Here is a 26,865-nt window from a genome sequence, read left to right on the forward strand (position 1 = left end):
AGGCCATGAGCGGCGTCAAGAGCCAGAACGGCAAGTTCGGCCTCGCCAACTGCTGGGGCCAGTAACGCTTCACCGTGCAGGCGGAGACGACGGCGTGAGCCGGCTCCGGCCTCGGTCTTCACCACCGTCTCGCGCCCGTTGTGGGCTCTGACGAGGTGCCATGCCTGTCCTCCAGATCGCCCCCCACGCCGAGTCGATCGCCGCGCTCCTCTCCACGTTGAATCGCGCCCTGCACCTGAGCAGCAGCGACCAAACAGCCCTTCACCTCGCCGCCCTGCTGCATGACGTCGGCAAGCGGCCCTTACCGCAAGCGCTGCTGGACAAGGCCGGGCCCCTGACGCCTGCGGAAAGGCAGCTGCTGAAACAGCATCCAGAGTGGGCGCTGCATGGCGTGCAGGACTCCCTGAAGCTGCCTGCACCGGTTCGATCGGCCATCGCGGCTCATCACGAACGGTGGGATGGCCGCGGCTACCCGAGGGGCCTTCAAGGCGAGGAGATCCCCCTGCTGGCGCGCATCATCAGCGTCTGCGACGTGTACGACGCGCTGCCCAGCGCCCGACCATACAAGCCGGCGTGGTCCCAGACGGACACCCTGGCAGCACTCCGCCGGGGGCGGGGCCTAGCGTTTGATCCCGTGGTGCTGGACGCCTTTCTGGACCTGCGCTGACGCGCGCTGCCCGGCAGGCCAGAGTGGTCGCGTGCGTGCCGCTGATTGAATGAACGCCTTACCTGCGGGCGAGGCGGCGACAGCCATGGACTTCGCCCGCAGGTCTCAAGCGGTGGGTAGACGGCCTCGATCCCGAAGCCGCTGAGGTCTGAGCCGATCCCAAAAGGGTGGACAGGTTGTCTTGAATAGGCTCACACCAGTGTCCGGGAATGATGGGGCCTCTCCCGACCACGTCCAGCTGATCGACGTAGCCCGTTCAAGTCGAAACACAACCGCTCACTCTTGCTCAGCAGAATAGGTCTGGCGGCGAGGATCCGCGGTCCACGAACGGCAGCAGGCACAAGGCAGCGGTCCAGAGGCCTTCCACATCCTGCCCAGGCGCTGGGTGGCCGAGCCCTCCTTCGCGTGGTTGGGCATGAATTGTTGGTTGGCCAGAGACGTTGAGGCGCTCCCCGAAACAACAGAGACGGGATGCTCGCTCGCCGCCGGCTTGGTGTGGGTCGCCTGACGGCCCAGTGATGCCCATCAATGACTTCCAGAACGCGCGCCCGTTGAACCCTGGCTCGGAAGTGTATAGAAATCCACATACCAGTCCGGGCTCCCGGGAGAGGATACCGGTACTACGAACAACCTGAACGCCATCTGAAGCACTGCTCACGCAAGCTTTAAAAGGATCAACATGAACGCATCCCGTGGAATCCTGTTCGTCGGTCTCGCCCTTGCTCTCGCCGCCTGCGGACAACAGGCGACTGTGCCGGCCAGTCCCGCACCCTCCAGCGTCAGCGCCCAGGCCACCAGCACCACCAGAACCTACCTCGTGGGCTTCAAACCCGGCCAGGGCACCAACACCGACGCCATCCGCAAAGCCGGTGGACAGCTCCGGCGCGCCTTCACCCGCATTGAGGCGGCGTCCGCCACCCTGACCCCGGCGCAGGCTACCAAGCTGGCCGCTGACCCCAGCGTCGAATACGTTGAACTGGCCGTGGTGCGCCGCGACGACAACTACGTGACGAGCGACGGCACGGTCCTGGGCAAGCCAGGCGGTCAGCAGGGCGGCCTCAACGTCAACTGGAAACCCAGCGGGGAATTCACGTACGGCAACATCGCACTGGGCGTCCCCACCCTGCACGCCCAGCAGTACACCGGGTCCGGGATTGCCGTCTGCATCGGGGACACCGGCATCGACGCCAACCACCCTGAATTTGCCGGGCGGCTCAAGGGGTACAAGAACTTCATGAACGACCAGCGGGACTCGGCGTATGAACTCAACGACCTGAGTCACCACGGCACGCACGTGGCCGGCACGATCTTCGCCCAGTATGGCGTCGGCTCGAACCTCGGTCCCACTGGGATGGATGCCCGTGGGATCGGCGGGGTCGCGCCCGGTGTGAACCTCTACATGGCGCGGGTACTGGGCGACGACGGGAGCGGCTCGTCTGAAGGTGTCGTGGAGGGTGTCAACTGGTGCGTCAGTCAGCTGGCCAGCCAGAGCGGCGTGAACCAGGAACGCCACATGGTGATCAACCTGTCACTCGGCTCCGACGAGGGCAGCAAAACCGAGAAGCGCGCGTTCCAGGCCGCGTACGACGCGGGGGCCCTGGTGGTGGCGGCGGCCGGCAACGACGGCGTTAAACTGCCTCACTACCCATCGGACTACCCCAGTGTCATCAAGGTGGGCGCGGTGGACAACCTGGGGAACCTCGCCGATTTCAGCAATTACAACAGCAAGCAGGAACTCGTCGCGCCGGGCGTGGCCGTGCTGTCGAGCGTGCCGGTCGGCACGGGTCTCGCGGCCAGCGCCAGCGCTGCTGGGGTCGCCGCGTACCAGAGCGTCAATCCCTTCGAGTTCGCGGCTGCGACGAGCGTGACCAATATGCCGATCGTCGCGGCCGGCGGGGCGAACAACCAGTTCTGTGAGGCCGGCGCGGTGAACTCTGCGCTTGAGGGGCGGATTGCCCTGATTTCACGCGGCTCCTGTGCCTTCGCGGTCAAAGTGGCCAACGCCGTGGCAAGCAAAGCCGCCGCGGTGATCGTGTACAACAACGTGGCTGGCCCGCTGAGCAGCGTCACGCTGGGCAGCCAGCAGGCCATTCCCGTGGTCGGCATCACGCAGGCGGACGGCGAGGCGACGCTCGCAGCGGCCCAGCAAGGCACGGTGACGGGCAGCGTGTCGATCTACGCGTCGGATTACGAGTACTTCAACGGGACCAGCATGGCCACGCCGCACGTGGCGGGCGCCGCTGCCGTGGTGTGGGCCGCGAAGCCCAACCTGAGCAACGCGGAACTGCGCGCCCTGCTCAGTGCCACGGCCACCGACCTCGGCCCGAACGGGCGGGACAACTTCTTCGGGAATGGCCTGGTCAATCCGGCTGCAGCCATCGCGGCTGCAGGCAAGCGCTAAGGTTTCATCGTCATTCCAGGGCAGGGTGAAATACGCCCTGCCCTTGCTGCGGCAGGTTGTTGGCAGTGGAGCGATGAACAAGCCTCGATGAGACCGGCGACCAGACGTTCAGGCTGCCGGTCGCCCGACGTCGCGCCACAGCACGACTGCTCGTCTCTGGTGGTGACGACCGCGGCTCGCGGGAAGAGTGCCGCGGGCCGGCTTGTGCAGAGGCATGCTGCGAGTGTGCAGGTCAAACCATCCCTGTGCTCGGCGCCGTGATCGGCATTAGTGTTGCAGACGCTCGTGTCGTCGTGCGGGACGATGGGACTGCTCAACCTGAGTGTCGCCGCGAGCCGCGGAGCCCACCTGGCCGTGCTCCACGTCACGGAGCGCCGGAAGTTCGCGAAGGGTTGCGCCAGAACGCCAGCGTTTGTCCGTGTCGATCGTGACTGGGAGGCCCTACCCGCCCAGGCGCCGGGAGAAGCATGACCTGGACGCTGTCGTGGCTCGGCGTCGTTGCAGCAAGACGATGGGGGCAACGCCGTGCGCGTCGGTGGCCCGCCACAATCCGGGCGTGACACCACCGACGTCCACGTGCCTTCTCGAGATGCCGCCCTCGACCCCGCCGGGGTTGAGGGGGCCGCCGTCCCGGAGCAGACACGGCACTGAACGTGACGCACCAGGTGCGGCTGGACTCGCGCGTGGCGGCGAGAGTGAAGGGCTGGACATGGAGCAGCACACTCACTGGGCCACGGCGCTCGTGTACGTCATCGTCCCGTTCATCCCGCTCAGCCTGAACGGGAGCAGACCCCAGAATTTCACGTGCCCGGGCTTGATTTCGTTTTTCTGGCGCGGTTACGCCTTGACACAAGTGATCCTCTTCACGTGGCCCAGAATCACCAGCCTTCCGCCAGAAGACGGATGGTCCACCGTATTCGACGATCGGGGGATCACTCCAGGCCAGCATGAGGAGTGTGGCCTCAACGTCTCCAGTGACCTTGCGTGGTGCACCCGTTCACAGCGTACGGTTCACGTGCGGTTAAGCCGGCGCGCGGCGGGGCGGCCAATCCGTTACGGGCGGCCTGTGTGCTCCCGGCGTTTCATGGCGTACATCCACTCATCCGCGGTGCTCAGCAGGTGAACGGGCGTTGTGGCCTCCCGGACGCGACGCCGACACTGGCCCACGGGTCCCACCACCTCACGGGCCACCCGCGTGGTGATGTCCACCTACACCTGCAGCTCATCCCTGCTGCCGGCACTCACCACGGAAAATTCATCTCCGCACCTGCCCCTGTGCCCGCCTTGGCCTGGAGCGCCTGCGCAGACACCCGCAAGGGCTTGTCGCCCTGCGCGTGCCCCTCCCGATCATTCACGCCGTCCACGTCAATCACCGCAAGGTTCACACCCTCCGAGACGTGCAGGACGTCATCGTCGAACGCCCGGCGGTTCAGGAGGCCCGTGAGTCCATCCAGACGCGCCGCGCCATGCGCCCTGTCCAGCGCCGCCTGCCGCCGCAGGACGTGCCCGGCCGTCCCGCCACATCCAGCTGCGTCTGGTCCTGCACCCGTCAGCCCGGCACGTCATTGCCTTACAGGCGCATCACCAGCATCAGGCCGCTGGGCGGTGGGCCGGACCTTGTCGTGGGTCAAAGGTGTCGGAAATTGCGGGTTCGGTTGAAGCGTTGGGTGGCCGTTCCTGCAGCCTTGATGTCTCTGGGCTGCATCCTGCTGGGCCTCCACCGACCGCTAGGTCCAGTGTGGCGAGCGGGGATGGTCCTGGAGTCTAATGCCGGTATGCCGCGCCCTCCCCTGCCCGCTGATGCTCGTCCTGCCCGGGGAGCGCTGTGACGGCGTCCTTCGCAACCCTGCCACTCAGGATCAGTCTGCGCGCCGCGTTGTCCTCTCTGGGGTATATGGAGATGACGCCGGTTCAGGCTCAGAGCCTGCCGCACGTGCTTGCCGGGCAGGACCTGATTGCGCAGGCGCGCACGGGGAGTGGCAAGACCGTGGTTTTCGGCCTGGGTCTCCTGCAGGTGCTTGACTCGGCGAATCCGGCGGTGCAGGGGCTGGTGCTGTGCCCCACCCGGGAACTCGCCGATCAGGTGGCGGCTGAGTTGCGGCGCCTGGCGCGCAGCGAAGGGAACGTCAAGGTGCTCACGCTCACCGGCGGGGTCCCGCTGCGCCCTCAGGCGGCGTCCCTGGCGCACGGCGCGCACGTCGTGGTCGGCACGCCGGGCCGAGTGCGCGATCACCTGAGCCGCGGCACGCTGAACCTCGCGCACGTGCGGACCCTGGTGCTGGACGAAGCGGACCGCATGACCGACATGGGTTTCTACGGCGAGATCGAAGGTGTCGTCCGGGCCTGTCCCCTGGAACGGCAGACACTGCTGTTTTCCGCCACCTACCCGGACGATATCCGTCAGGCGACTGCTGCGTTCCTGCGGCGGCCGGTGGAGGTGCGCGTGGACACGGTGAACCCCAACGACGGGATCGAGGAGCGCTTCTACGAGGTCAGCGCCCGTGAGCGGGATGAGGCGGTCGCGCGCTTGCTCGGGCACTACCAGCCCGGGTCCGCGCTGGTGTTCTGCAATACCCGGGCGCACTGCCAGGCGCTCGCTGCCGACCTACAGGCGCAGGGTTTTGATGCGCTGGCGCTGCACGGCGACCTGCACCAGCGCGAGCGGGACGAGACGCTCGAGCAGTTCGCGGGCCGCAGTTGCGCCGTGCTGGTCGCGACTGATGTGGCGGCGCGCGGCCTGGATATCGCGCAGCTTGACGCGGTGATCACCGCTGACCTGTCCCGTGACCCGGACGTGTATGTTCACCGCGTGGGCCGGACGGGACGCGCCGGCGAGTGCGGGCTGGCGCTGACGCTCTGCACGCCGGAGGACCGGCCCTTCGTGCGTCTGCTGGAAGAGAGGCGTGCGGCGCCGGTGGTGTGGCGCACCCTGGAAGAGCTGCGCCCGGGCGACGCGCAGCCCGCGCCGATGGTCACGTTGTGCATTCTGGGCAGCCGCCAGGACAAGCTCCGGCCCGGTGACGTGCTCGGCGCCCTGACCGGTGAGGCTGGGCTGAGCCGGGATCAGGTGGGCCGGATCACCGTCGCGGGGCGTGTCACGTACGCCGCCGTGGCCCGGGCAGCGGCGCCTCCAGCGCTCGCGCGCCTGAACGCCGCGGCGGGATCTAGCGCGCTGAGCATCAAGGGACGGCGGTTCCGACTGCGGTTGATCTCGCCGCCCGCCGGTCAGGGGCTCAGCCCACCCGGGTGAGGGTAGAACACCAGGGAGACCGGCAAGAACGACCCGCCGGTCGGGATGAACGTCATCTGGAAGGCCCTGGACGGCGTGCGCCACAGCACGAAGGGCGAGTCGCCATTGGAAAGCACCCCGGAGCCCGGGATGCGCAGCACCTGGCGGTCCGCACCGTCGTCCACGACGAGCCCGCCGCGGTACGGGCCGCCGCGCGGCACGAAGGTGGCCACGGTGCCGGTGCCCGGCACGGTGTTCTCCACGGTGATGTCGTACTGAACGCCGTAGTTGCCACTCAGGCGCTGCGGCGCGCCGGTCAGGACGTCCACGCCGCTGAGGGCCGGGTCACTCAGGCTGTCCCCCAGCGTGACCCGCGCGGGGGAGGCGCCCAGGCGGACGGTCAGGCTGCGCACCGCGCCGGGGAACGTGCCCCGCTGATGCTGCGCGTCCGGGGGCAGGACCGGCAGGGCGACCAGCGTCTCTTCGGTCAACGGCTGGCCCTCCTCGAGCATCACGACGCTCAGGTCCGCCTCGCCTGTGACCTGCAGGTCCAGTAGGATCTTGGCGCCCTGTTCCGGCGCGAGCAGCGGACTGGTGTACAGCGCCGTGACTCCCTGCGCTGGCAGCGGCTGCGGCGCGCGGCCCGCACCGGTCATGAAATCCAGCACGCTGACCTGCCCCAGCACACTCTCGATGCCGGTGCCGCCCGCGCTGCCTTCACGCAGCACCTCCACGGACGTGCCAGTGCCCCGCGGGCGGGCCAGCACGTACAGCCGCGCCGGTCGGCCCAGCCGGTTGAGGTGGTAGGCCACCACCCGCACCCGCCCGGTCGCGCGGTCCTGGTACAGCACGCCACTGCGCGCCGGGGCCTCCGGGGAGTCGCTAAACAGCAGTGGATACGACGGTCCAGCCTGCGTGGTCGGAATCAGGGCCGGGTAGGCGGGGTTGCGGGTGTCCTGGAAGGTCGAGCCGATCGGGGCGTAGCGCAGCGCGTAGGACAGGGGCGTGTTCACCGGCGGGCCCTCCACCCGGATCACGCGGGCGTACGGTGCACTGACGCGGCCCTTGCTGTTGGTGACGACGAGCGAGATGCGGTGCTCTCCTGGCGTGAAGAACACGTCGTTCATGCCGTCCCACTGACGCGCGAGATTCAGACCGTCCGGGTCGAACGAGAAGTCGGTGTAGGTCACCCGTTCCCCAGGGGCGTATACAGCCTTGTTCGTGGCGAACCGGGCTTCGGGCACGCCACCTGGCGTGGCTGGCGCGGACGGCACGGGCGCGGCGGAACTGCGGGGCGGCGCCAGGGGTGACGTCGCGGCGGGCGCGGCGGTCACCGGCGGTGCGCTGGCGGGGACGCCGGTGATGGCCACCCCGCCGGAGCGGGAGGTCAGCTGCCCGTCCAAGGCGTACGCCAGCAGTTTGGCGTCCACGAGCGCGTCGCCGCCCGGCGTGACCACCAGGGGGCCCGCGTAGGGCACACCGTCAATGGTCATGCTCCGGGTGCCGAGGTGCACGACGAGGCGGCCCACCTGGACCAGTGGGCCGCTGACCTGCGCCGGCCGGCCAAGCAGCGCCGCGATCTCTTGCAGGGGCAGCAGCAGCGTGTCCCCACTCACCTGCGGCGTGGTGCGCAGCTGTACGCTGCGGCCGTCGACCGTCACGCTTCCGCTGGGAGAGGCGAAGAGGTCTGCTGCCAGGCCAGGGGCGGACAGCTGACTGAGCAGGAGCAAGGCGCGGGCAGTCCGGAACAACGTCACGTGGCCCAGTATGGCCAGGGCTTTCTGACGCCAGCCACGTTTCCCGGGCCGGCTCTTCAGGCAACCTTAAGGGTGGAGCCCAGCCCCTTGATCACGCTCATTCTGGTGCTCATCCTGGCACCCTACACGAACCCCGCAAACGCACCACCCGTTTGAACGCCCTGACCGCGAGCGATACGAATCGGCACCCGTCGTGTGTGAGGGCCTGCTCAGACCGGTCTTGATGGTCAGGCGCCCGTGCGCCTCTTCACCATGGAGCGCAGGTACCTGCCCCGTGCTCCAGTCGATCTGCTTCTCCTGCGTTGCTGGCGTCAGGTTCAGCCAGGCGCGCCGTACGACTCCCGTCGCGTGGGCATGTTGCCAACCAGCGCAATACAGAAGTTCAGGGTCAGTGAGGGCATCATGTTGTCGTGTGGCTGGCCGTTCCCGACGACAGTCAGGGCCTGCGGGGCGAGGGGCACGGGATTCGCCACACTGGGTTGATAGGCCCCCACACCCTGCGACAGGGCCAGGACCCGCCTGGGTGACGGCACGTTCAGGTCGGCCGGGTCAAGGTTGTCAGCCAGGACGCTGTGGGTATGGGCGGGCATCTGCTCGGTGGTCAGCTTCACCGTGTCGGCGCCACCCTGCTGTCCCAGGGTATAGGCGGAGAGTTCGTCGCCCTGGCCGGGCATCAGCGGGACGCGGCCCTTGAGATCGGGGAGCCCGAAGGTGTTCGTGCCGTCGCCTCCGTACGTGGTGCCCAGCACGGAGAACAGGGCGGTGTTCTGCCGGATGGGCATGATCTGGCCGATGCAGGGCGCCCAGCCCGATGGAATCAGACTGAACGGAAAGACTCGAATTTCACCAATGAATTGATCCATTCTGGCCTCCAGGGCGCGCGCTTCACGTGGGGGATGGGAACAGGCCGCTCAACGAGATGATGAAGTTCATGGCCAGGTAGGGTTGTAGATTGGTGTGCGGCTGGCTGTCCCCCGCCGCGAGGGCCGCCTGCGGGGCGAGCGGTTCGCTCGCCTGCCCTTCGTAGTACAGCTGAATCCCGCCGGCGGTCTGGGCCAGCACGTTCCCGCTGGGGGTCACCGCGCTGCCCAGGTTCGTGGAGGCCTGGAGGACGTGACTGTGCCCGGGGATCTGCTGGATCTTGAGCGTGACCTGCTCGGCGCCACCCGACTGGGCGACCTCGTAGCCGTTCCCCTGGTGCACGGGGACGCGGCTGCGCAGGTCAGGCAAGGCGAACGTCGTCTCCCCGTCGCCGCCATAGGTGGTGCCGATGAGGTTGAACAGCAGGTCATACGCCTCAATGGGCACGAGCTGTCCCATGCAGAACATCCAGCCGTCCGGCTCAAAGGACCCAGCGAACAGTCGAATCTCACCAATGTGGGGGGTCATGATTCAGCGCTCCGCGGGGTCTGTCGGTGAGGGGTAGGCGCCTTCCGTGGCCATGCAGAAAGAGAGCGTCAGGTACGGCTGCATGTTCTCGTGGGGTTGACCGCCGCCCACACTGGTAACGGACGTCGCGTCCAGCGGGGTGAGGGGATCGCCCCCCGGTCGGTACCCGCCGTTCACCGGGGCAAGCAGCGCGCCGGTCGGGTCGGTGGTGGTGCCGCTGGCCGTGCTGGACCCCTGCGCCGGGTGGGTGTGGGCGGGCAGCTGCGCCTGCGTGAGCGTCACGGTGGGGCTGCCCGCCACCTGCCCCATGGACCAGCCGAGACCCTCGTGCATGGGCACCCGGCCCTGCAGATTCGGCAATGCGAAGGTCACGCGGCCGTCGCCGCCGTAGAGCGTGCCCAGCAGCGAGAACAGAGCCTGGTGCTGGTTGATGCTGAGCAGCTGCCCGTTGCATTCCACCCAGCCCTTGGGCGCGAACGCGAAACTCATGAGCCGGATTTCACTCAGGTACGGATCGGACACGGAACACTCCTTGACTGCCGAATGGGGGGGGCTTACAGGGCCGGTTGCGGACAGGGCGAGTTGGCTGGAGCAGTGTTGGTGAACCCACCCGTGGAGGTATTGGCATTCGTCGCGTTCGACGCGGTGTTACGGGCAAGCAGGTAGGTGGCCAGATCGGTCTGCGATGTCGCGCCCAGCTGCGCGCCCGTATACCCGGGGTAGCGCGAGGTGGTGCCGAACCGCTGGTTCACCCGGATGCGGTTTTCTGACGTCGCTGAAAAGCCAAAGCCAGTATTGATGTTCAGGATGGTGTTGCGCAGCGCCGCTGTACTCCCGCCAATGTCCAGGCAGGCCTGATCGGTATCGTTGGGTGGGCCGGACTGCGTGCCGATGGTCGCCAGAATCGCCATGTGGGCGGCGATGGACGGCGACCCGGTCTGTTGCAGGTCGTTGCCTGTAATGGTCGCGTTCAGGGTTCCGCTCCCGCCGAAGCCCGTCGCGTCGCCGGTCAGCACGCGAATGACCCCGGCCGCCTGCCCGGTCACCTGCCGGATGGTGTTGTTGCGAATGGCGAGGGTCGTAGTCCCGGGCCCGTGATGGCTTGCGAAGATGCCCGAGCCGGCCGCGGAGCCTGAGTTGTTGTCGCCCGACACGCCGATGGCGTTGCCCTCGATGGTGCCCTGCATGAGGGTGCCCGCGTTGGTCCGGTCCGCGCTGATGGCCGTGCCGTTGGTGTGCCGGACCGTGTTGCCGGAGATGTTGAAGCTCAGGTTGCCCCCGGCCACCCAGATGCCGCCGGCTGCGGCCAGCGCGCCGTTGGTGTTGTCCGCGAAATTATTCCTGATTCGCGCGGTGCCCGACGCGCTCCCCTGCACCAGGACGTGCACGGCGTTCCCCCACCAGGCGCGCACGTCATTGTTGTCGATCTGCATGTCGGCAGAGCCGTCCGTGAGGTTCACCAGCAGCGCTGTGCTCCGCACGTCCTGCGCGCTGCCCTGCATGGTGAGGACCTTGTTGTTCGAGATCACCAGCGGGTTCAGGGCCGGTGCGGTCCCGCTGGTGTTGGTGATGTTCACTGCGTTGTACGCCGCGCCGTCCAGCTGCGAATTGGTGACGCGTACGGCGCCCCCCACGTTGACCAGTTGCACGGCGGATTCGTTGTACAAGCCGCTACCACTGGTTCCGGTCGTGCCGGTGAACTTCGCCTGGTCCAGGGTGAAGCCGCGCACACCGGTGCCGTATACGCCGTTGTTCTGACTGCCGGTGAAGGTCATCCACTTCAGGCTGACGCTGCTGGTGCTGTCGAGGTACACGCCGTTCCCGGCCGCCACTCCGTCCGCGCCCACTGAGTTTTGAATGGTGCCGCCTGAGCCCGGCGTTGTGCCGTCCCCCGTCACGCTGAGCCCGGCGGTCGCGCCGGTGTTCTTCAGGAAGATCCCGTTCGGGCCGCCCGTGGCGGTGACACTCTTGAAGTTCAGGCCGCCCGCGCCGATGGCGGTGTCCTGAACGCTCAGGGCCGTGCCGCCCGCGCTGGAGACCGTGTTGTTCGGGCCTTCGACGGTCAACGTGCCGCCCCCCGCCACACTCAATCCGTTCCCAGTGGTCGTCGTGACCGTCAGGTTCCCGTTCAGGAAGTTGACGGTCGCGCCGGTGTTGCCCGAGAGGGTCACCGCCGGGTTGGTGCCCGTCGTCAGCGTTTTGGTGGTGCCGGAGAACGTGTGCGTCCCGCCGGTATTACCGGTCACCGACACGCCGGTACATGCACTGGTGCACGACAGGTTGCCCGACAGGGTCGTGTTCGCCGCGCGGCCCGTGATGGTGGCCACGCGACCCGCGGAACTCTTGGACAGCGAGGCCGCCACGGTGACCGGGGCGGTGCCGCCCGACACGGACAGCGCGTCACCCGCGGTGTTCGACGTGTTGCCCACGGTCCCGCCATTGATGGCGACGGCGCCCGTGTTGGACGAGAGGGCAATGCCCTCGGCGGCGGTGCCGTTCACGGACGCTGAGGTGAAGGTGAACGGCGCGGCGTTCGACGTCAGGTCCAGGCCCCGGGCGGCAGACCCGGCCACGGTCAACGCGCCCACGATGAACGCCCCGCCACCGGCGCTGCCGACCGCACTGGCCCGGAACCCGGCGCCACTGGTCAGGGCGCCCGTGCTGACACTGCTGAGGTTCACGCCGTTCGCGCCGAGCGTGACGCCGCTAAAATTGACCGCGTTGGGCGCCGTGCCGGTGGTGCTGACCGTGTTGTTCGGGCCCGTGACCGTGATGACGCCCCCGCCCGTCGCGGAGAGGGCCGTCCCGTTCGCGCTCGTCAGCGCCAGGCCGCCACTGGTGAAGTTGATGGTCGCGCCGGCATTCCCCGTCAGGTTCAGCGCTGCGTTCGTTCCGCTGGAGGTGATGATCTTTGAAGAACCCGTGAAGTTCACGGTTCCGGCCGTGTTGCCGCTGACCGTGATGCCAGCCGAGCCGTTGGTTTTGCTGATCGACCCTCCGTACGTGAAGGTCGCGCTGCTCGCGTCGATGCGCACCGCTTCATTGGTGGGATTGGTGATGCTCGCGCTGCCCGTGCCGTCCGCGATGCGGATCGTTCCACCTGACCCGGAGGTGACGTCGATGCCGGCGTCCCCGCCGTTCAGGGTGGTTGCACCCCGGAATTCATACGTGCCGTCCGCGTTCTCGAATTGCAGGCCGGTGCCGTTGGTGGCCGTGAGGTTCTCTGTGAATGTCAGGGCGCCGGTGTGACCGTTGACGACCCGGAGCAGGGGGGCCGCGTTGGCCTGCTGGACCGTGGCGTCCACGGTGCCGGCAACGGTCCCGCCGTCCACTTCGACGGCGGTGCCAGTGGCGCCCGAAATGGTGCCGCCACCGACCGCCACCGTTCCGGTGATGTTCTTGAGGGTCAGGCCGGTGGTCGTGCTGTTGGTGCTGGACAGCGTGGAGAAGTTCCATTGCAGTTGCCCCCCCGCCAGATTCAGGGCCGGACCGCCACTGACGGCGAGGTTCATATTCGCCACGTTGAGCTGGCCAAAGTTCGACCCGGCGATTCCTGTGGCCCCCGTGCCCGCCGCGGAGATGCTGAGTCCGGCAATCTGGTTCGTGCCCGCCCCTGTGCCCGCAAGGGTCACGGCCGCGCCACTGGTGTGCCCGATCACGGGCGGCTGGCCAGCGGGTTCCACCGTGACAAGCTCGGCGCCTCCCTTGAAGGGCACCACCAGGGCCGAACCCTGCCCCAGGAGCGTCTGGTTGGCTTTGAGGGTGATCCCGGCGTTCTGACCGGTGCTCGTGCCGTCGCCCCGATAGACGTAAATGATGTCCCCTTCGCCCGACGCAGTCTGCGCGGCACTCAACGTCGAGAACGGCCCGGATCGGCGGCCGTCGGCGGTCCCTGCGGCGCTGGTGTTGTTGACGTACCAGACGCGCGGACCGATCGACAGGGGCACCTGCAGCGTTCCCGCTGGGGTGGTGCACGCGCCGTCCGACACCGAGTAGTTCAGGGTGTCCGTGACGTTTCCGTCGCCCACTTTGGGGTTGAACGTGAACCTGCCGTCCGGCTGGACGGTCACGTCCCCCCCCCGGGCGCTGGTGGCTGGGGCGGTGACGGTCAGCGTCGGGGCCGCCGCGCCGCTCAGCGGGCGGGCTTCCACGCGGGACAGCAGGCCTGAGCCGTTCACGCTGGTGTTCCCCACGACGGACACGGCGGGCAGGGCCGGGTCGTGAAGAATGAAGTCCCCACCCAGGCGGGACAGGCGCTGAGTGGTGCCAGCCACGGTGACGCTCGGGATGAACTTCAGGTTAGTCCCGGCGTAGGTCGAGCCGCACAGGGCCGCGACCTGCGCCGTGCCGAGTGCGGCTGCGCGCGTCGCGGCCTGCGTGCCCGCGCCCTGCTCCTCGACACTTTCCGTCACGCGGGTAACGGGATCGTCCACTGCCTTGAACATCATGCTGAACGTGAACGGGTCATCGCTGGCGTTCGCCTGGAGGGGCACTTTCACAGCGAACGTCACGGTGCCGTCAAACTGGTTCACGCCGGGATTGGCTGGTAGGGACCGGCTGCCCGGCGTGCTGGTGTTGCGGACGACAAAGCCGTATGGGAGGAGCCTGGTGACACCGAGCGCGGCATTGGTGGTGGGGGTGCTGAAACGGGCTGGATCGACCTCGTCTTCCGTGAAGATCTGGAAGTCCTCCCCGCCGGTCATGAGGGTCGGTTGCCCGCTCAGGCGGTCCAGGCGCATGCCGTGCGTAGGCAGGATCGTCGGGGCGATGCTGGGGGCCGCGTTCGTGCCGTCGAACTTCTTGAAGGTGCTCAGCGCGCTCTCGCTGAGGGTGGCGGCCGTGCTGGCCGCCATGAACGTGAGGTTGCTGCGGGGCGTGGTGTACGCCACGCCGTCCGTTCCGGCGTTGCGGACTTTGAACGTGGCGTACAAGTAGCGGTACCCGCCATTGCCGCGGGTGCCGCTCGTGAACGAACCGCGCGAGACGGCCTCAAGCTGAATGTCCCCGGTCGTCGCCTGCAGGCCCTGCCCGGCAAGGTGAGGTGGGACCCAGGTGGTCGCGCTGCTGCTCATTGCGGCGGTGCCGACGTCACTGAAGGTGATCTCGACCAGGCCGCGGCCGGGCAGTGGGGTCGGGGCGGGCGTGGTGGAGGGCGGCGGGGTCGGCACGGGCGCGGGTCCGGAGGGTGGGGGGACCGGGACTGGGGCGGTGCCCGTCACCGGGGCGTGCGGCGCGGTGGGGTGCGCGCAGCCCGAAATGAGGCTCAGGGTGAGGGCGGTGACGAGACCAAGGGACGTGACGCGCTTCATCAGCAGGGACCTCCGAGCGAGGCAGTGGGAGCCGAGGCTGGACCGGCCGTGCGCACCTGACACAGGGGCACGGCGTTCGTGCCGGTGTAGGTGGAGCCCTTCAGGGTCGCCACCTCCGCGGTCCCGAGGGCTGCGGCGCGCTGGGCGGGCGTCTGCGCGGCGGGCGTCACCTGCTCCTCGAGACTCTCGGTGACGCGCAGCAGAGTGGTGTCAGCGGCCTGCACGAGAATCCGGACCTGGTAGGGGTCGTCCGCCGCCACGCTTTGCAGGGGGAGGCGGTAGGCGAAGGTGACCCGGCCATCAAACTGATCTAGCGCGGGACTGGCAGGGAGCGAACGGCCTGTACCACTGGCGCTGCGCACCACGAACCCGTAGGGGAACAGGGCCGCTGGACTGGAGTTGGTCAAGGACACAGCGTCGACTTCGCTTTCCCGGAACGCCTGGAAATCCGCGGCCTGGGCATCGACGACAGCGGCGTTCAGCAGCGGGCTGTACTGCATCCCGTGCGTGGGGCGCATGCTCAGGGCAATGCTGGCGTCGGCGGCCGTGTTGTCAAACCGCACGAGTCGGGTGACGGCGGTGCCGCTCAAGTTGCTGGCGCTGCTGGCCGCGAAGAACGTGAGGTTCTGCCGGGCGCTCGCGTAGGGCGTGTCGCCCGAGGCAGAGGCGTTGCGGACCTCAAACGTGGCCGAGAGGTACCGCTGGCCGCCCGAGCTGCGGCTTCCGACATCGAAAGCAGCGGTGGCGAGGCTTCGCAGCTCGATTCCGTCCTCCAGCGCCGTGGTGCTCTGCGGCCCGAGGGCACGGGCGGGCTGCGCTGTGGCCGTGACGTGGGCGGTGCCCAGGCCCGTGAACGTGATCTCCATGAGCCCAAGTGTGCGGGCGCTGGGCGGTGGACTGGAATGAGAAGAGCAGCTGGCAAGTAGGGTGATGAGGCTCAGGAGAAGCAGGGACCCTGCCGGTAAGTGAATGCGCATGGAGACAGGCCCCTCCACAGGGCCGGAAGAGCAGAAGAGTGAGAGACCCGCTTTGACCGTCAAGGAGCCGACCGTTCAGGCACGATGGCCGCACTGTGCTGGAAGGGAGAGCGCCCTGATGGGGAGGGGTGACGTGCACCAGTGGGATCGCCTGAACACGACATGGGACGTTGGTGCCGCAGGTACCGTTTCAGAAGCCAGGTGGCAAGGATAGAGTTGAGCTGAAAACAAATTGATCACAGCGGTCCATGGGCTACGCGGTAGCGCCAGGAACTTGTCGCTCTGTGAGCCGGACACGGGCCGTCAGCCTGGCTTGCGGGCCAGGTACATGTGCCGGGAGAGCCGCCGCTCGGCCGTCAAGGTATGCACGCACCACAGGAAGTCCTGCAGCCCCGCAAACTGCGTCTCGTCCTCGGTCGCCAGCAGCGCCTCACGGTGCGTGGCGCGCGCGTCATGCCAGCGCCGCGCAATCTCCGCTGCTGCTGACGTCAGATCCTCCCACGCCACGAGGTCGAAACCAGCCTGGGCGATCAGGCGTTCATTCTCACCGGGTGGCACGTAAACGTACGTGCCAATCGAGGACCGCCGGGCTATCTCGGCGTGCGACACCAGACCCGTCAGCACCATCGCGTCGGTGTACAGCATCATGCCGCCCGGGCGCAGCACCCGGAACCACTCCGCGAGCAGCTCCGTGCGGCCTGGGATGTGGCACACGGCGTCATTGCAGATCACGGCGTCAAACGTGTCCGGGTCAAACGGGAGGCCCTCGCCAGCGTCAATCACCTGGAACTGCGCGAGGTGACTCAGCTGCCGCTGCGTGGCTTGGTCCTGCGCGGTGCGGACGCCGAAAGCGTTGACGTCCAGGCCCGTGATGGTGCAGCCTACCGTGGCGGCCAGGTGGAGGGCCGGGCCGCCTGAACCGCACCCCACTTCCAGCACGTGGGCGGACGCCGTGAGGCCCAGCAGCGTGCTGAAGTGCTGGAGTTCCGCTGCGGTCATCCAGCCGGTCTGTCCCAGATCATCGCCGTACGTGGCGGCGCGCACCGCCTGCTGGGCATCCGTGGCGTACTGGCTGTAGGACGTGTTGTACAGATCGACGGGGGCCGAAGCGTCTGATGTCATGGGTCTCCTGAAGGGGGAATTGCAGGCGGGCTGAACGGCGTCCCTGATGAGGACTGCTGCCGTATTGACGTGAGGTGCAGGGCCTGCCAGCAACGAGAGGCTTTAGGCGCCTCACCCTTCGGTGAACGCGGTGCATAGTCAGGCAATAGCGGGGCAGGGTGGCAGGTGGATGGTGGTGGAGACGACCAGTGAGGTCAGGGGGCTTTTCAGGGCGCAGAGGGAATCTCGTTCTTCAGGCAGCGCTGCCGCGTGCATAAGCGCAGACCCGGCATCTGAGATGCCTGAGTCTGCACCGGTGACCGTCAATCCGCCGTCAATCTGATCCAGACCCAGCTTCATGTAAGGGGCTTGCGCACCACCCGCCCCTGGCGATCTCGCTGAACGCGGCCGCGGACCTGGTCCGATCAGTGATGGCGGGCCGACACAGCACTCAGCAGGGAGCGCCCTGAAGGCAGATGGGCGACGTGCTCCACAGCGGCTGAGGGCGTAAGGTCTTTGGACCCCTCGGCGCGCTCACGCCGTTTCTCCTTGAGGTGCGGGCCCTGAACGGCTGGCCAGGAAGATCACGAGGCCAGCCACAAAGCACACGGCACCGGCGAAGAAGGCCACACCCGGCAGGTGCATGGGCGCGTCCGAGGCGGCGAAGGACGAGAACAGCGCGGTCGACAGGAGCGGTCCGGCAATGGCGCAGAGCGAGCCCACGCCACTCAGGGCGCCCTGCACAGCCCCCTGGGCCTCTGGGGGTGTCCGGCCCGCAATGAGCGCCTGAAGAGCCGGGGCGGCGATGCCGGCCAGCGCCCCAATGGGCATCGTGGCATACACCATCCACGCCGACGACGACAATCCGTAGGCCACGTACCCCAACACGCCCAGAACGATTCCCAGGGTCACCGTGCGCTCGGTGCCGAGTCGCGCCAGGACGCGCGGCAACAGGGCAACCTGCACGAAGGCGCTGACCACGCCCGCCACCGCGAGGGAGACACCGTTGGTGCCGGTCGTCCAGCCGTACCGGAGCGTGCCGTGCAGCACCCAGGTACTCGTCAGGAACTGCTGAGCGAGGTTCATGCAGGTGATCACCGCCGCAAGCACCGGGAGGCCCGGGAAGTGCCCCAGCACGCTGAGCGCACGCAACGGGACGAAGCTGGAGAGCGCCACCGGCGCCTGGTTGCGCGGTCGCGATTCAGGCAGCACCACAAGGCCATACACAAAGTTGAGCAGCGCGAGTGCGGCGGCCACTCCGTACGGCAGGCGAAGGCCGTACTGTCCCAGCAGTCCGCCGAGGGCCGGCCCAACGATGAGTCCGAGGCCGAACGCTGCGCCGGCAAGCCCGAAGTTTCGCGCGCGGGTCTGGGGCGTACTGACGTCCGCGATGTAGGCGTTGGCCACCCCAATCGTAGCGCCCCCGATGCCGCCGAGGGCTCGCGCGAGGAACAGCCAGGCGAGCGACGGCGCCAGCGCGGCCAGGCCGTAGGAGGCGGCCGTGAGCAGGGTGCTGGCGAGCAGCACCGGTCGGCGGCCCAGACGGTCCGACAGCGTGCCCAGCACGGGGGCCGTCAGCAGTTGCGCCAGCGAGAACATAGCGATGAGGAATCCGAGATTATGCGCAGCGAGAAGGGGATTGCCGGTCAGCTGGGTCACCAGTTGCGGGCCCACGGGGATGACGACGCCAAAGCCGATCAGGTCAATCAGGAGCGTCACGAAAATGAAGGGGAGGCCCGGCGAACGGGGAGTGGTCATATAACCTCCAGAAGTAAGGTGGAAGCGGGTGTGCCACGTTGAACCGACGCAACGTGGAGTAGGGGCAGACCAGGCCGCCCGGAGTGTTAGACGGCGGTCAGGGGATGGGCGGGTGATTGACCTCCTCGCAGGCAGGGTCTGCGCGGTGGAACGCGTGGGCGGAAACATCCCCGGGCCCGTGTTGGCAGGTGGTCCGGTCGACTGCGTGCAGCGCGCGGGCTGCGTCCTGAACGCTGGAGAGATCGCCGGCCACCACGGACGTGAAATGTCCGCTGTCGGCTGAGCGCCGAGGAGACGTTCGCATTCAGGGTGGCGTGGACGCACCTCATTCATGAGGCGTCGCAGGCTGGCCGACGCGCCGCTGGGGTGTGCTTCAGCTACCTCGGTGGTGGGAGGGGGACCTTTCGGGAACTGACACGAAGTGTGGGGTGTCCCCTTCCAGCAGGCTTCTGAGTGAGGTGAGCACGGGCAATCCCGGCGCCAAATTCACCGCGAAGACCCAGATTGACCGGGTGCCTGTATGGGCGTAGAAGATGATGAAGGTCGGGGCGAAGGTCGTCAGCTGTGCTCGGATGGCGAACAGTGGTCAGTGGTACGGGAGTGAGCCGCCACGTGTCCTAGCGGCTCACTCCCAGCCACAACCTAATATTACCCGGGTATAAAAGAAGTGTCAATATTACCCGGGTATTTTCATGAAAGCGTTTCAAGAGCAGGTGCGGTGCCCCCACTTGCCCAACAGCAGGGAGAGCAGATGTGAAGCGGAACAGGCCGGACGCAAGGGAACAGCTTGTCGGGCCAATCTCATCGCAGAAGCCGGCCCCTCGACGGCCTCTCCCTGACCGGCACGGTGCGCCGCCTCAAACAGGTTGGCGATCTCGATTCAGGACAGACTGCGCAGGTCCTTACCGACGAAAATCCTGGGCGCACGATGACTCCCTGTGCAGATGCGCCGCGCTCCCACCGGCGCATCCCCTACGCTGTGATCATGCGGCTCCTGCTCGTCGGTCTGTTCATCGCGCCTCTACTCAGTGGCTGCGGCAATCCAGGCACCCAAACGCCCCTGGTCAATCTCAGCCCTGACGAAGTGCGGCCCCACTACGTCAACGGACCACGGCTACCCTTCCCGGACTTCACGGCCTTCACGCTCGGCGAGACGTACGCCCTGAACGGCCTCGTGGCGTCCTGGCGCGCCACCCGCCCCGTGCCGCTCTACATGTTCAGCGCCACCGGCCAGGATGTTCCGGTCGGGGAGGTGCAGCCCGGTGGGCAGATCACGGGGACGGCACCCCTTGGAGGTGATCAGACGGTGCCACTCCTGCAGGAGCTGGGCACGGGCAGCAGCACGGTCCCCACCGCAGTCTGCCCGGTGCATGAACTGGATGCGCTGGCGACGGTCACCCTGCAAGTCTCGAGGCAGATGCCGCACTACAAGCTGAAAGACGTCACGGTGAGCGTCACGCCCCAGACCAGCCCGGTGACAACGGTAGCGCCCATCGTGCCGGATCTCACGGCGTATGGAGTTGTCGGCTGGCCGGACGTGCGGTGGGTGTACGCGGCACAGGACGTCACGGTGCGCGGTGAGCAGCGCTGCGTCTCTGGCTACAGGCAGGGCAGCACGCGCACGTTCGCCCAGGAAAACGTACGGGTGAACTTCTCACTGACAAGGGGGTGGAATGCCCTGCTGCGCCGGTCCACCTCGTCGTACGCCGGAGAGACCTCCATCCATGACGTGGAGTGGACCACGCTGCCCCGCGAAGCAGTGGAACGCTGGCGCTGACAGCACACCTGGGTCGAAGAAAGGCTACTGGGCCTGCGCGTCGTCTGATCTCAGCCGGGGCACTCGTCCGGCGTGTGTCGGTACGCGCCAGGGCGCCTCGTGGTCGTCACACTCGGGCGTGACCGGGCGACGCCACCCATCGTCGTTCACCTCGTGCGGTCAGCAGACCACGCCGTCCGTCACAGCGTCCACCCCATCAGCACTGAACAACTGCGGCCTGGAAGAGCGCTTCGCACAGCGTCAGTGACACCGCCCCTGCCGCTGCCGCCTTGCTGGTCAGACTATGCCTTATGGGGCGGGGCAGCGGACGTCCTGACCGAAGTAACTCTGACTGAGCTTGGCGTACGTGCCGTTGGCCATCAGGGTGGCCAGCGCCTTGTTCACGGCCTGTTGCAGATCGGTGTTGCCTTTACGCATAGCCATGCCAATCCGTTCGGGGAACACCACGTCCCCCAGCTGGAGTTTTCCGGGCATCACCTTGGCGGCGTCAATGGCATTGAACCGGTCCAGCACCATGGCGTCGGCGCGGCCGGCCAGGACCGCCTGGAGCTGGTCGTTGGTGGTGGAGAAGGTCTTGACGCCCCCAATGCCGGGCAGTTTCTGCACGTAGCCCAGGTAGGACGTGTTCACGCCCATGGTGACCACCTTGCCCTTGAGGTCTGCCAGGGTTCGGGGTCCGCCTGGGCGGGCGACCAGCACGCCGCCGCTGCAGTAGTGGGGGGTGCTGAAGGCCACGGCGTTCTGGCGCTGCGGCGTGATGCCGTGCGAGGCGATCACGAGGTCGTAACGGTCACGGTCCAGACCCAGCAGCAGGCTCTCGAACACCACGGTCGTCCACTGGGCCTTGACGCCGAGTTGCTTGGCGATGGCGTTGCCCAGGTCCACCTCGAAACCGCTGAGGGTCTTGTTCTTGTAGAAGTTGAACGGCGGGTAGTTGCCTTCGGTGGCCAGTCGCAGCACCCCGGACGCCTTGATCTGCGCGAGGGTGGCGGCCTGAGCTGGCGCGGCACTGAGAACGGGGACGAGGGCCAGCAGGGCGAACAGGCGGGGGGCACGCATGCGTTTCTCCTCAGGGGCAGGGGGGCTCAGGACAGGGCGGGGTGGTGGGCCGGGATGGGCACGCCGTGCCCGAAGGCGCCGTGCACGGCGCAGTTGCGTGCCGCCTCGTGGGCGCCGGCGTTCAGGGCGCCCGGCAGGTCGTGGTGGGTGGTCCAGTGGTGCAGGAACGCGGTGATGAAGGCGTCGCCGGCGCCCAGCGTGTCGGTCACCTGGGTGGGCACGACGGACTGCTTGAACACGGTGCCGTCCAGGAGGGCCAGGGCGCCCTGCGCGCCCCGGGTGACGACCACCACGCGCGCGCCCTGCTCGGCAACGCTGCGGGCCAGGTCGAGGGCCTGCCCGGTCTCGCCCTCACCGGCCGACAGGAAGGCCACGTCCAGCAGCGGCGCGACCTGGGCCAGCCCCCCTGGCGTCCACTCGGAGGAGAAGTCGTAGGTCAGCACCCGCGCGGCCTCGCGGATGCGGGGCAGCTGGTCGTCCAGGCCGCTGTAGAGGCTGCTGTGCACCACGTCGTGGGCGGCCACGAAGGCCAGGTCGTCGTCCGTGAGGGTCCAGTTGCCCTGCACGCCGGCGTCGCTGCCCACGAAATAGCGGTCGCCTTCACGGTGCTGGATCGCACTCCAGGAGGTCTGGCCCTTGACCTGTCGGCAGCGGGTGACGTCCACCCCCTCGGCCTGGAGCGCGCGCAGGATCAGCTGCCCGGCGGCGTCACGGCCGACGCAGCCGACGTAGCTGGCTGGGTGGCCCAGACGGGCGCTGAGGGCCGCGACATTCACGGTGTTGCCGCCCGGGTACATGACGCCCTGGCTCAGGTACACGTCCACGGTGTTGTCACCGATGCCGAGCAGGCGGGGCACGTCAGTAGTCCGTGACCCACATGTAGCGGCGGGTGTCCAGCGAGTGGTTGCGCTGGGCCGCGAGGTGCTCGGCGAAGCGGTTGAGCGCCGCCTGAAGCGCGTAGGGCGCGAACAGGGCGCGCACCTCCGGGTCAACGCCGGTCATGGGCAGGTCGCGGGCGTCGTACACCATCAGGCGGTCGGTGTACTTCTGGCAGAAGGTCAGGGCGCGCTCGGCCTGGGGGCGGCTGGGGTCCTCGCCCAGCAAGATCATCACGGGCGTCTGGGCATCCAGAATCTCAAAGGGACCGTGGAACCACTCGGCGGCCTCGAAGGGCACGCTGTGCAGCCACTGCATTTCCATCAGCATGCACACGCCGAACACGTACGCGGTGGTGAACACAGGTCCCGAGGCGAGGTGGTACAGGGTGTGGTCATCCTTGTAGGTGTGCGCGTCGGCCTGGCCGCGAGCGTCACTGAGCTCGGCCGATTCGACGAGCACGTCCGGCAGGGCGTCCAGGGACCGCAGGACCGCGTCGTGGAGGGAGTAGCCCTGGCGGCCGTCGAGCAGCCCGGCCAAGAAGCCCTGGAGCACGATGTAGATGCCGGTGTGGGCCTGCTCGGTCTCGCCCATCAGGAAGAGGTGGTCCGCCCCCTGCGCCAGTGGTTTGTCGGCGGTGGTGGTGACCACCAGGGTGCGGCAGGGCTGGTCCCGCAGAAACTGCGCGGCCTCCACGGTTTCCTGCGTCGTGCCGGATTTGGAGGCGAGGACCACCAGGGTGCGTTCGTCGAGGCGGGGGGCCAGGGCCAGGAATTCCGCCGGGAAGTACCGTTTGACCTGAAGGTCGGTCTGCGCCTGGTCCAGCCAGTACTCCAGGCCGAGCATGACGCGGTTGGGCGCGCCGCAGGCCACGAAATAGATGCGGTCAATCTGGTGGGCGAGGTTGCGGCCCAGGTGCGCCGCGGCGTTCTTGGCCTGCAGAGCGCCCTGGAGGCTGCTGACGATCAGGTCCCGGTCAATGGGGGTCGCCTGGACGGGTGGGCGGGTGTCGGTCAGGGTCATACAGCTCCTTGGTCTACTTGGTATAGACCAAGCCTACGACTGGTCACCCGCCCAGTCAAGTGCCGCCCAGCCTCAGGACGACGGCGCTGAACGGCCCTCCCCGATGTTGAACACCACTAGGTTCGGGTGATTCACCGACGTCAGGTACTCGAACGGCTGACCCTGCGTGTCCTGCACGACCGACCGGTACAGCAGCACGGCGTGCTGGTCCGGCAGGTTCAGCGCCTGCGCTTCCGCTGCGGTCGCCACCGATACGCTGATCACGCTCTCCCCCACCGCCGCCGCGATCCCGTAACGGTCTGCCAGCACCTGGTACAGGGACGCGCCGTCCAGCAGGTCCTGGGCCGCCAGCCCCGGCACCCGCTGCGCCGACAGGTAACTCGTCTCTAGGCAGAACGGCACGTCATCCACCAGCCGCAGGCGCCGGATCACGACCACCGGGCTGCCCGCCGCGACCCCCAGCTTCTCGGCCACCCGACCCGACGCCACGCCCGTCTGAAACTCCAGCAGGCGGCCCCCCGCCCGGCCACCCGTGGCCGCCACCATCTGCGTGATGCTGTGCAGGTGCGCGTGATTCAGCAGCCGCCGGACTTTCGGGCTGCTCACGCGCGTGCCTGCCGTACTGTCCCGCGTGAGCAGCCCCATCCTGACCAGCGCGTCCACCGCGCGGCGCACCGTCATGCGGCTCACGCCCAGGGTCAGGGCCAGCTCGCGCTCGGAGGGCACCTTATCGCCCGGCTGGTACTCGCCGCCCGTCACCAGGTCCTGCAGGTGCTGCTGAACCTTCAGGTACCGCCGTGGTGTTCCGTCATCCGTCATTGCTCCTAGCATGCCGCAGACACCGCGCGCGAATCACCCGGCAGGGCCGAGGCAGCTCGGGAATCGGTGCCAGCCAGATCCCACGCACACGGGCAGGCACGGTCCGGACCAGCGAACTGCTGACCTGTGAGGCCACCAGCTGGAGCGGCTCGTCAAAGACAACCGATGAGGACGTGGGCGGCCCCGGGGAAGACCACAGAGCTGAATGTCCGGTCAGTCCGGGGCCACCTGCGCCAGTGCCGAGAGCGGCCCGAAGATCAGAGCCTGGTGCAGCGACACTCCGGCGAGGACGCCATCGGCAGCAGCCAGGGAGGCGTTGCCGCCGCGGGAGGTCAGGTCCCCCGCCGCATACACGCCCGGTACAGTGGTCTGTCTGGAAGCGTCAGTCTGAATCCAGACGCCCTGAGGGCCTTCCTCGAACGCGCAGCCCAGCTGCTCCGCCAGGTCCGTGGCCGGACGAATGTGGGACGCCAGGAACAGGGCGTCGACCGGAATCAGGCGACCGTCGATCAGGCGCAGGCCGTCCAGGGTGGAAGCGGCGCCCTCCACACCAACGACTTCCTCAGGCTCGATCGTGATGCCGCGTTCAGCGAACTTCGCCAGGGTCACCGCGTCGGGCTGTGGGTGGCCGTTCAGGAAGAAGGTGACGGGTCCCCAGTCCGAAATCAGGAGCGCCTGATGCGTGGACAGCGGCGTCACACTCAGCACGCCCAGCCGGGCACCCCGCACCTCGTACCCGTGACAGTAGGGACAGTGCAGGACGGTCTGCCCCCAGCGCTCGGCCACGCCGGGAAGATCGGGCAGCTGGTCCACCACCCCGTGGGCCAGCAGGAGCGTTCTGGCGCGGAGCACCTCGCCGGAGGCGAGGGTGACGGTGAAGCCCTCGGCGTCCCGCTGGGCCGTGGTCGCCAGGGTGTCCAGCACCGTGACGTTCGGGTAGGCGGCCAGATCGGCGCGAGCGTCGGCGATCATGTGACGCGGCGGCCGTCCGTCCTGGCCGAAAAAACCGTGTGAGTGGGCGGCGAAGCGGTTGCGGGGCTGCCCGCCGTCGAGGACACAGACGGGGCGGCCGCTGCGGGCAATCTGCATCGCGCCGGACAGCCCGGCGTAGCTGCCACCGATCACCAGGGCGTCAAAGAGCATGGGTGTTCTCCTGCGGGGCACAGAGGGGCACGTGGAGTCGGGCGTGGAAGTCACTGGCGAGGGCAGCCAGCGTCAGGGTCTGAAGCCGCGCGGTGATGAGGGACTCCGCGTCCGCGAGGGTGTCGTTCAGGGTGGTGTTGACGGCCTGCTCAATCAGGCAGGTGGGGCTGTGGGAGCGGTTGCCGAGGGCGAACAGCGTCGGTGAACCCAGCGCCCGGTAGACATCCAGGAGGGTCGTCTGGGCTGGGTCGCACGCGAGTCGCCAGCCTCCTCCGTGTCCTTTTTCAGAGGTGACGAGCCCCGCGGACCGGAGCCCAGCCATGGTGCGGCGGACCACGACGGGGTTGCTGTTCAGGGCGCTGGCAAGACGCTCGGACGGCGTGGCGGTCTGGGCGTCCATCAGGTGGAGGAGCAGGTGGAGCACGCTGGAGAGTCGGCTATCGAGGCTCATGGCACATGCACTGTTACATGACGTTTGTGCGGTGTCAAGAAAGCGAATGGGTAAATCATCCTGCAACAGGCGCTGTTGTCCTCAGCGAATGACCTGACTGCCTGACGGACGGCCCAAGAGAAGTCATCCCAATGCAGGCAGGCCCACTGTTCAGGTCATGGCCACGACACCTAGAAGAGCTGGGTTCTCCAATCTGACATCGGAGTCGGCACCTCTTACAAGGCGCGCCGGCGCGCCCACGCGGAGGGAGAGTGGACCTGACTGCACCGGCTCAGCCTCGGCGAGCCAGGTGAACGGAGGCCGCTCAGGCAGGACCTCAGACGAACACACAGGTGCCCGTGCCGAGCCTGCTTACCCGGACGGCGCCTGCTCTCATTCCATTTCCTCGACCCGCCTGCCCCTCTTCAAGCGCGGTTTTCTGAGTTGATGCCAGCAGATGACGCTGAGGAGAGCGAGCGCGGCCAGTGCGGACCACACGGTTCTGCTGGTGTGATCCTCCGGCCAATCGTAGGTGGTCGCGACGCCACGCACGATTTCCCGAGCCAACGCTTCGCCGTTCTCTCCATTCGTCATGACGACGACGCCCTGCCCCGTGCGGGGATACATGACGGCCACCGCCCGGTACCCCTGATTGATGCCCGTGTGGCCGAACGAGAATGACACGCCGCGGCCCTGCAATTTCAACCCGAGACCGTACGCGTGACCGGACCACCACCGGGCCAGTCCAGGGGTGTGGTCGGTCAGCATCTGCCGCGTGACTTCCCGGCTCAGGAGAGCACCCTCGCGCGCATTCGCAGCTCTGGCGAGAGCCAGGAGCCACCGGGCAAGGTCACTCGGCGTTGACCACAGGCCAGCCGCGGCCAGTTCCGGGTACGTGTGCCACCGCCCAGCCAGTGGTTCACCTGTGGACGTGTGCGCCTGAGCAGCGAGCCCGGCCAGCCCCTCCGGGAGCGGCTGAGCGAACAAGCTGTGCGTCATGCCCAGTGGACGCAGCACCTGACGCTGCATCAACTCAGGAAAGGGCTGATGGGCGGTTTCCTCCATCAGGAGTTCCAGAACCTCGTGGTAGTGCTCCAGAGATGACTTCCAGAATCTGACCCTTTCGAAGAGAGGGACGAGCACACTGGAG

The 26,865-nt window shown here is 67.7% G+C and carries 20 protein-coding genes; 4 read left to right on the forward strand and 16 right to left on the reverse strand.

Translation table 11 applies throughout. The features are described from left to right. The first annotated feature begins 160 nt into the window (after nt 1–160). Together IEY63_RS21325 and IEY63_RS21330 are read left to right on the forward strand one after the other, a co-directional pair. On the forward strand, nt 161–667 hold the full coding sequence (locus tag IEY63_RS21325; protein ID WP_189071005.1) for an HD-GYP domain-containing protein: 507 nt from the start codon (nt 161–163) through the stop codon (nt 665–667). Between the two features lie 679 nt (nt 668–1,346). Then, a complete protein-coding gene (locus IEY63_RS21330; RefSeq protein ID WP_189071006.1) occupies nt 1,347–3,068 on the forward strand; it encodes a S8 family serine peptidase in 1,722 nt (573 codons plus the stop codon). A 1,241-nt stretch (nt 3,069–4,309) separates the two neighbouring features. Here the strand turns inward: IEY63_RS21330 and IEY63_RS22360 are convergent. Then, nucleotides 4,310–4,621: a GGDEF domain-containing protein gene (locus tag IEY63_RS22360; protein ID WP_189071022.1), complete on the reverse strand. Its 312-nt coding sequence runs from the start codon at nt 4,619–4,621 to the stop codon at nt 4,310–4,312. 272 nt (nt 4,622–4,893) lie between these two features. Between IEY63_RS22360 and dbpA the strand changes: the two genes are divergently transcribed. Then, complete coding sequence (gene dbpA, locus IEY63_RS21340; protein ID WP_189071007.1) at nt 4,894–6,318, forward strand: ATP-dependent RNA helicase DbpA; 1,425 nt, start codon at nt 4,894–4,896, stop codon at nt 6,316–6,318. Here dbpA and IEY63_RS21345 read toward each other — a convergent pair. The 8 genes from IEY63_RS21345 to IEY63_RS21380 all read right to left on the reverse strand — a co-directional run bounded on the left by IEY63_RS21345 (nt 6,294) and on the right by IEY63_RS21380 (nt 18,588). After that, nucleotides 6,294–8,054: a hypothetical protein gene (locus IEY63_RS21345; protein WP_229784846.1), complete on the reverse strand. Its 1,761-nt coding sequence runs from the start codon at nt 8,052–8,054 to the stop codon at nt 6,294–6,296. The two genes, dbpA and IEY63_RS21345, sit on opposite strands and share 25 nt — an antisense overlap. Nucleotides 8,055–8,371: 317 nt before the next feature. Next, complete coding sequence (locus tag IEY63_RS21350) at nt 8,372–8,917, reverse strand: phage tail protein (protein ID WP_189071008.1); 546 nt, start codon at nt 8,915–8,917, stop codon at nt 8,372–8,374. Between the two features lie 22 nt (nt 8,918–8,939). After that, nucleotides 8,940–9,443 carry a phage tail protein gene (locus tag IEY63_RS21355; protein ID WP_229784847.1) on the reverse strand — a complete coding sequence of 168 codons (504 nt, stop codon included), beginning with the start codon at nt 9,441–9,443 and terminating at the stop codon, nt 8,940–8,942. 3 nt (nt 9,444–9,446) lie between these two features. After that, entirely contained in the window at nt 9,447–9,965 is a 519-nt protein-coding gene (locus tag IEY63_RS21360; protein ID WP_189071009.1) for a phage tail protein, read from the reverse strand. A gap of 32 nt (nt 9,966–9,997) precedes the next feature. Continuing rightward, entirely contained in the window at nt 9,998–14,752 is a 4,755-nt protein-coding gene (locus IEY63_RS21365; protein WP_189071010.1) for a beta strand repeat-containing protein, read from the reverse strand. Further along, complete coding sequence (locus tag IEY63_RS21370) at nt 14,752–15,618, reverse strand: hypothetical protein (protein WP_189071011.1); 867 nt, start codon at nt 15,616–15,618, stop codon at nt 14,752–14,754. The genes IEY63_RS21365 and IEY63_RS21370 overlap by 1 nt, the downstream gene beginning before the upstream one ends. Before the next feature lie 414 nt (nt 15,619–16,032). After that, nucleotides 16,033–16,851, reverse strand: coding sequence for a class I SAM-dependent methyltransferase (locus tag IEY63_RS21375; protein WP_189071012.1), 819 nt, complete (start codon nt 16,849–16,851; stop codon nt 16,033–16,035). A gap of 513 nt (nt 16,852–17,364) precedes the next feature. Beyond that, nucleotides 17,365–18,588 carry an MFS transporter gene (locus IEY63_RS21380; RefSeq protein ID WP_189071013.1) on the reverse strand — a complete coding sequence of 408 codons (1,224 nt, stop codon included), beginning with the start codon at nt 18,586–18,588 and terminating at the stop codon, nt 17,365–17,367. A 985-nt stretch (nt 18,589–19,573) separates the two neighbouring features. Between IEY63_RS21380 and IEY63_RS21385 the strand changes: the two genes are divergently transcribed. Continuing rightward, nucleotides 19,574–20,365, forward strand: a complete 792-nt coding sequence (locus IEY63_RS21385) for a hypothetical protein (RefSeq protein WP_189071014.1) — start codon at nt 19,574–19,576, stop codon at nt 20,363–20,365. A 288-nt stretch (nt 20,366–20,653) separates the two neighbouring features. On the opposite strand, the gene IEY63_RS21390 is transcribed toward IEY63_RS21385, so the two are convergent. The 7 genes from IEY63_RS21390 to IEY63_RS21420 form a co-directional block, all read right to left on the reverse strand. Beyond that, complete coding sequence (locus IEY63_RS21390; protein ID WP_189071015.1) at nt 20,654–21,424, reverse strand: ABC transporter substrate-binding protein; 771 nt, start codon at nt 21,422–21,424, stop codon at nt 20,654–20,656. Nucleotides 21,425–21,450: 26 nt separating this feature from the next. Continuing rightward, nucleotides 21,451–22,281 (reverse strand): PfkB family carbohydrate kinase, encoded by an 831-nt coding sequence (locus IEY63_RS21395; protein WP_189071016.1) that lies wholly within the window; start codon nt 22,279–22,281, stop codon nt 21,451–21,453. Between the two features lies 1 nt (nt 22,282). Then, nucleotides 22,283–23,323 carry an SIS domain-containing protein gene (locus IEY63_RS21400; RefSeq protein ID WP_189071017.1) on the reverse strand — a complete coding sequence of 347 codons (1,041 nt, stop codon included), beginning with the start codon at nt 23,321–23,323 and terminating at the stop codon, nt 22,283–22,285. Between the two features lie 72 nt (nt 23,324–23,395). Beyond that, entirely contained in the window at nt 23,396–24,142 is a 747-nt protein-coding gene (locus IEY63_RS21405) for a GntR family transcriptional regulator (RefSeq protein WP_189071018.1), read from the reverse strand. Nucleotides 24,143–24,355: 213 nt separating this feature from the next. Next, the gene (locus IEY63_RS21410; protein WP_189071019.1) at nt 24,356–25,285 is read right to left on the reverse strand and encodes an NAD(P)/FAD-dependent oxidoreductase; all 930 of its coding nucleotides are present in this window, start codon (nt 25,283–25,285) and stop codon (nt 24,356–24,358) included. After that, nucleotides 25,275–25,736, reverse strand: coding sequence for an Rrf2 family transcriptional regulator (locus IEY63_RS21415; protein WP_189071020.1), 462 nt, complete (start codon nt 25,734–25,736; stop codon nt 25,275–25,277). Before IEY63_RS21415 ends, IEY63_RS21410 begins: the two co-directional genes overlap by 11 nt. Nucleotides 25,737–26,108: 372 nt before the next feature. Further along, nucleotides 26,109–26,865 (reverse strand): serine hydrolase domain-containing protein (locus IEY63_RS21420; protein WP_189071021.1); only part of this gene is annotated, 757 nt, incomplete at its 5' end.

Origin of the sequence: Deinococcus radiotolerans (assembly GCF_014647435.1) — a bacterium.
GTDB lineage: Bacteria > Deinococcota > Deinococci > Deinococcales > Deinococcaceae > Deinococcus > Deinococcus radiotolerans.

Excerpts from the sequence above, each read along its gene's own strand:
- IEY63_RS21330 (WP_189071006.1), top strand. The coding sequence starts at position 1,347 with ATGAACGCATCCCGTGGAATCCTGTTCGTCGGTCTCGCCCTTGCTCTC.
- IEY63_RS21390 (WP_189071015.1), bottom strand. The coding sequence starts at position 21,424 with ATGCGTGCCCCCCGCCTGTTCGCCCTGCTGGCCCTCGTCCCCGTTCTC.
- IEY63_RS21405 (WP_189071018.1), bottom strand. The coding sequence starts at position 24,142 with ATGACGGATGACGGAACACCACGGCGGTACCTGAAGGTTCAGCAGCAC.
- IEY63_RS21325 (WP_189071005.1), top strand. The coding sequence starts at position 161 with ATGCCTGTCCTCCAGATCGCCCCCCACGCCGAGTCGATCGCCGCGCTC.
- IEY63_RS21385 (WP_189071014.1), top strand. The coding sequence starts at position 19,574 with ATGCGGCTCCTGCTCGTCGGTCTGTTCATCGCGCCTCTACTCAGTGGC.
- IEY63_RS21370 (WP_189071011.1), bottom strand. The coding sequence starts at position 15,618 with ATGGAGATCACGTTCACGGGCCTGGGCACCGCCCACGTCACGGCCACA.
- IEY63_RS21375 (WP_189071012.1), bottom strand. The coding sequence starts at position 16,851 with ATGACATCAGACGCTTCGGCCCCCGTCGATCTGTACAACACGTCCTAC.
- IEY63_RS21400 (WP_189071017.1), bottom strand. The coding sequence starts at position 23,323 with ATGACCCTGACCGACACCCGCCCACCCGTCCAGGCGACCCCCATTGAC.
- IEY63_RS21415 (WP_189071020.1), bottom strand. The coding sequence starts at position 25,736 with ATGAGCCTCGATAGCCGACTCTCCAGCGTGCTCCACCTGCTCCTCCAC.
- IEY63_RS21350 (WP_189071008.1), bottom strand. The coding sequence starts at position 8,917 with ATGGATCAATTCATTGGTGAAATTCGAGTCTTTCCGTTCAGTCTGATT.
- IEY63_RS21365 (WP_189071010.1), bottom strand. The coding sequence starts at position 14,752 with ATGAAGCGCGTCACGTCCCTTGGTCTCGTCACCGCCCTCACCCTGAGC.
- IEY63_RS21380 (WP_189071013.1), bottom strand. The coding sequence starts at position 18,588 with ATGACCACTCCCCGTTCGCCGGGCCTCCCCTTCATTTTCGTGACGCTC.
- IEY63_RS21355 (WP_229784847.1), bottom strand. The coding sequence starts at position 9,443 with ATGACCCCCCACATTGGTGAGATTCGACTGTTCGCTGGGTCCTTTGAG.
- IEY63_RS21410 (WP_189071019.1), bottom strand. The coding sequence starts at position 25,285 with ATGCTCTTTGACGCCCTGGTGATCGGTGGCAGCTACGCCGGGCTGTCC.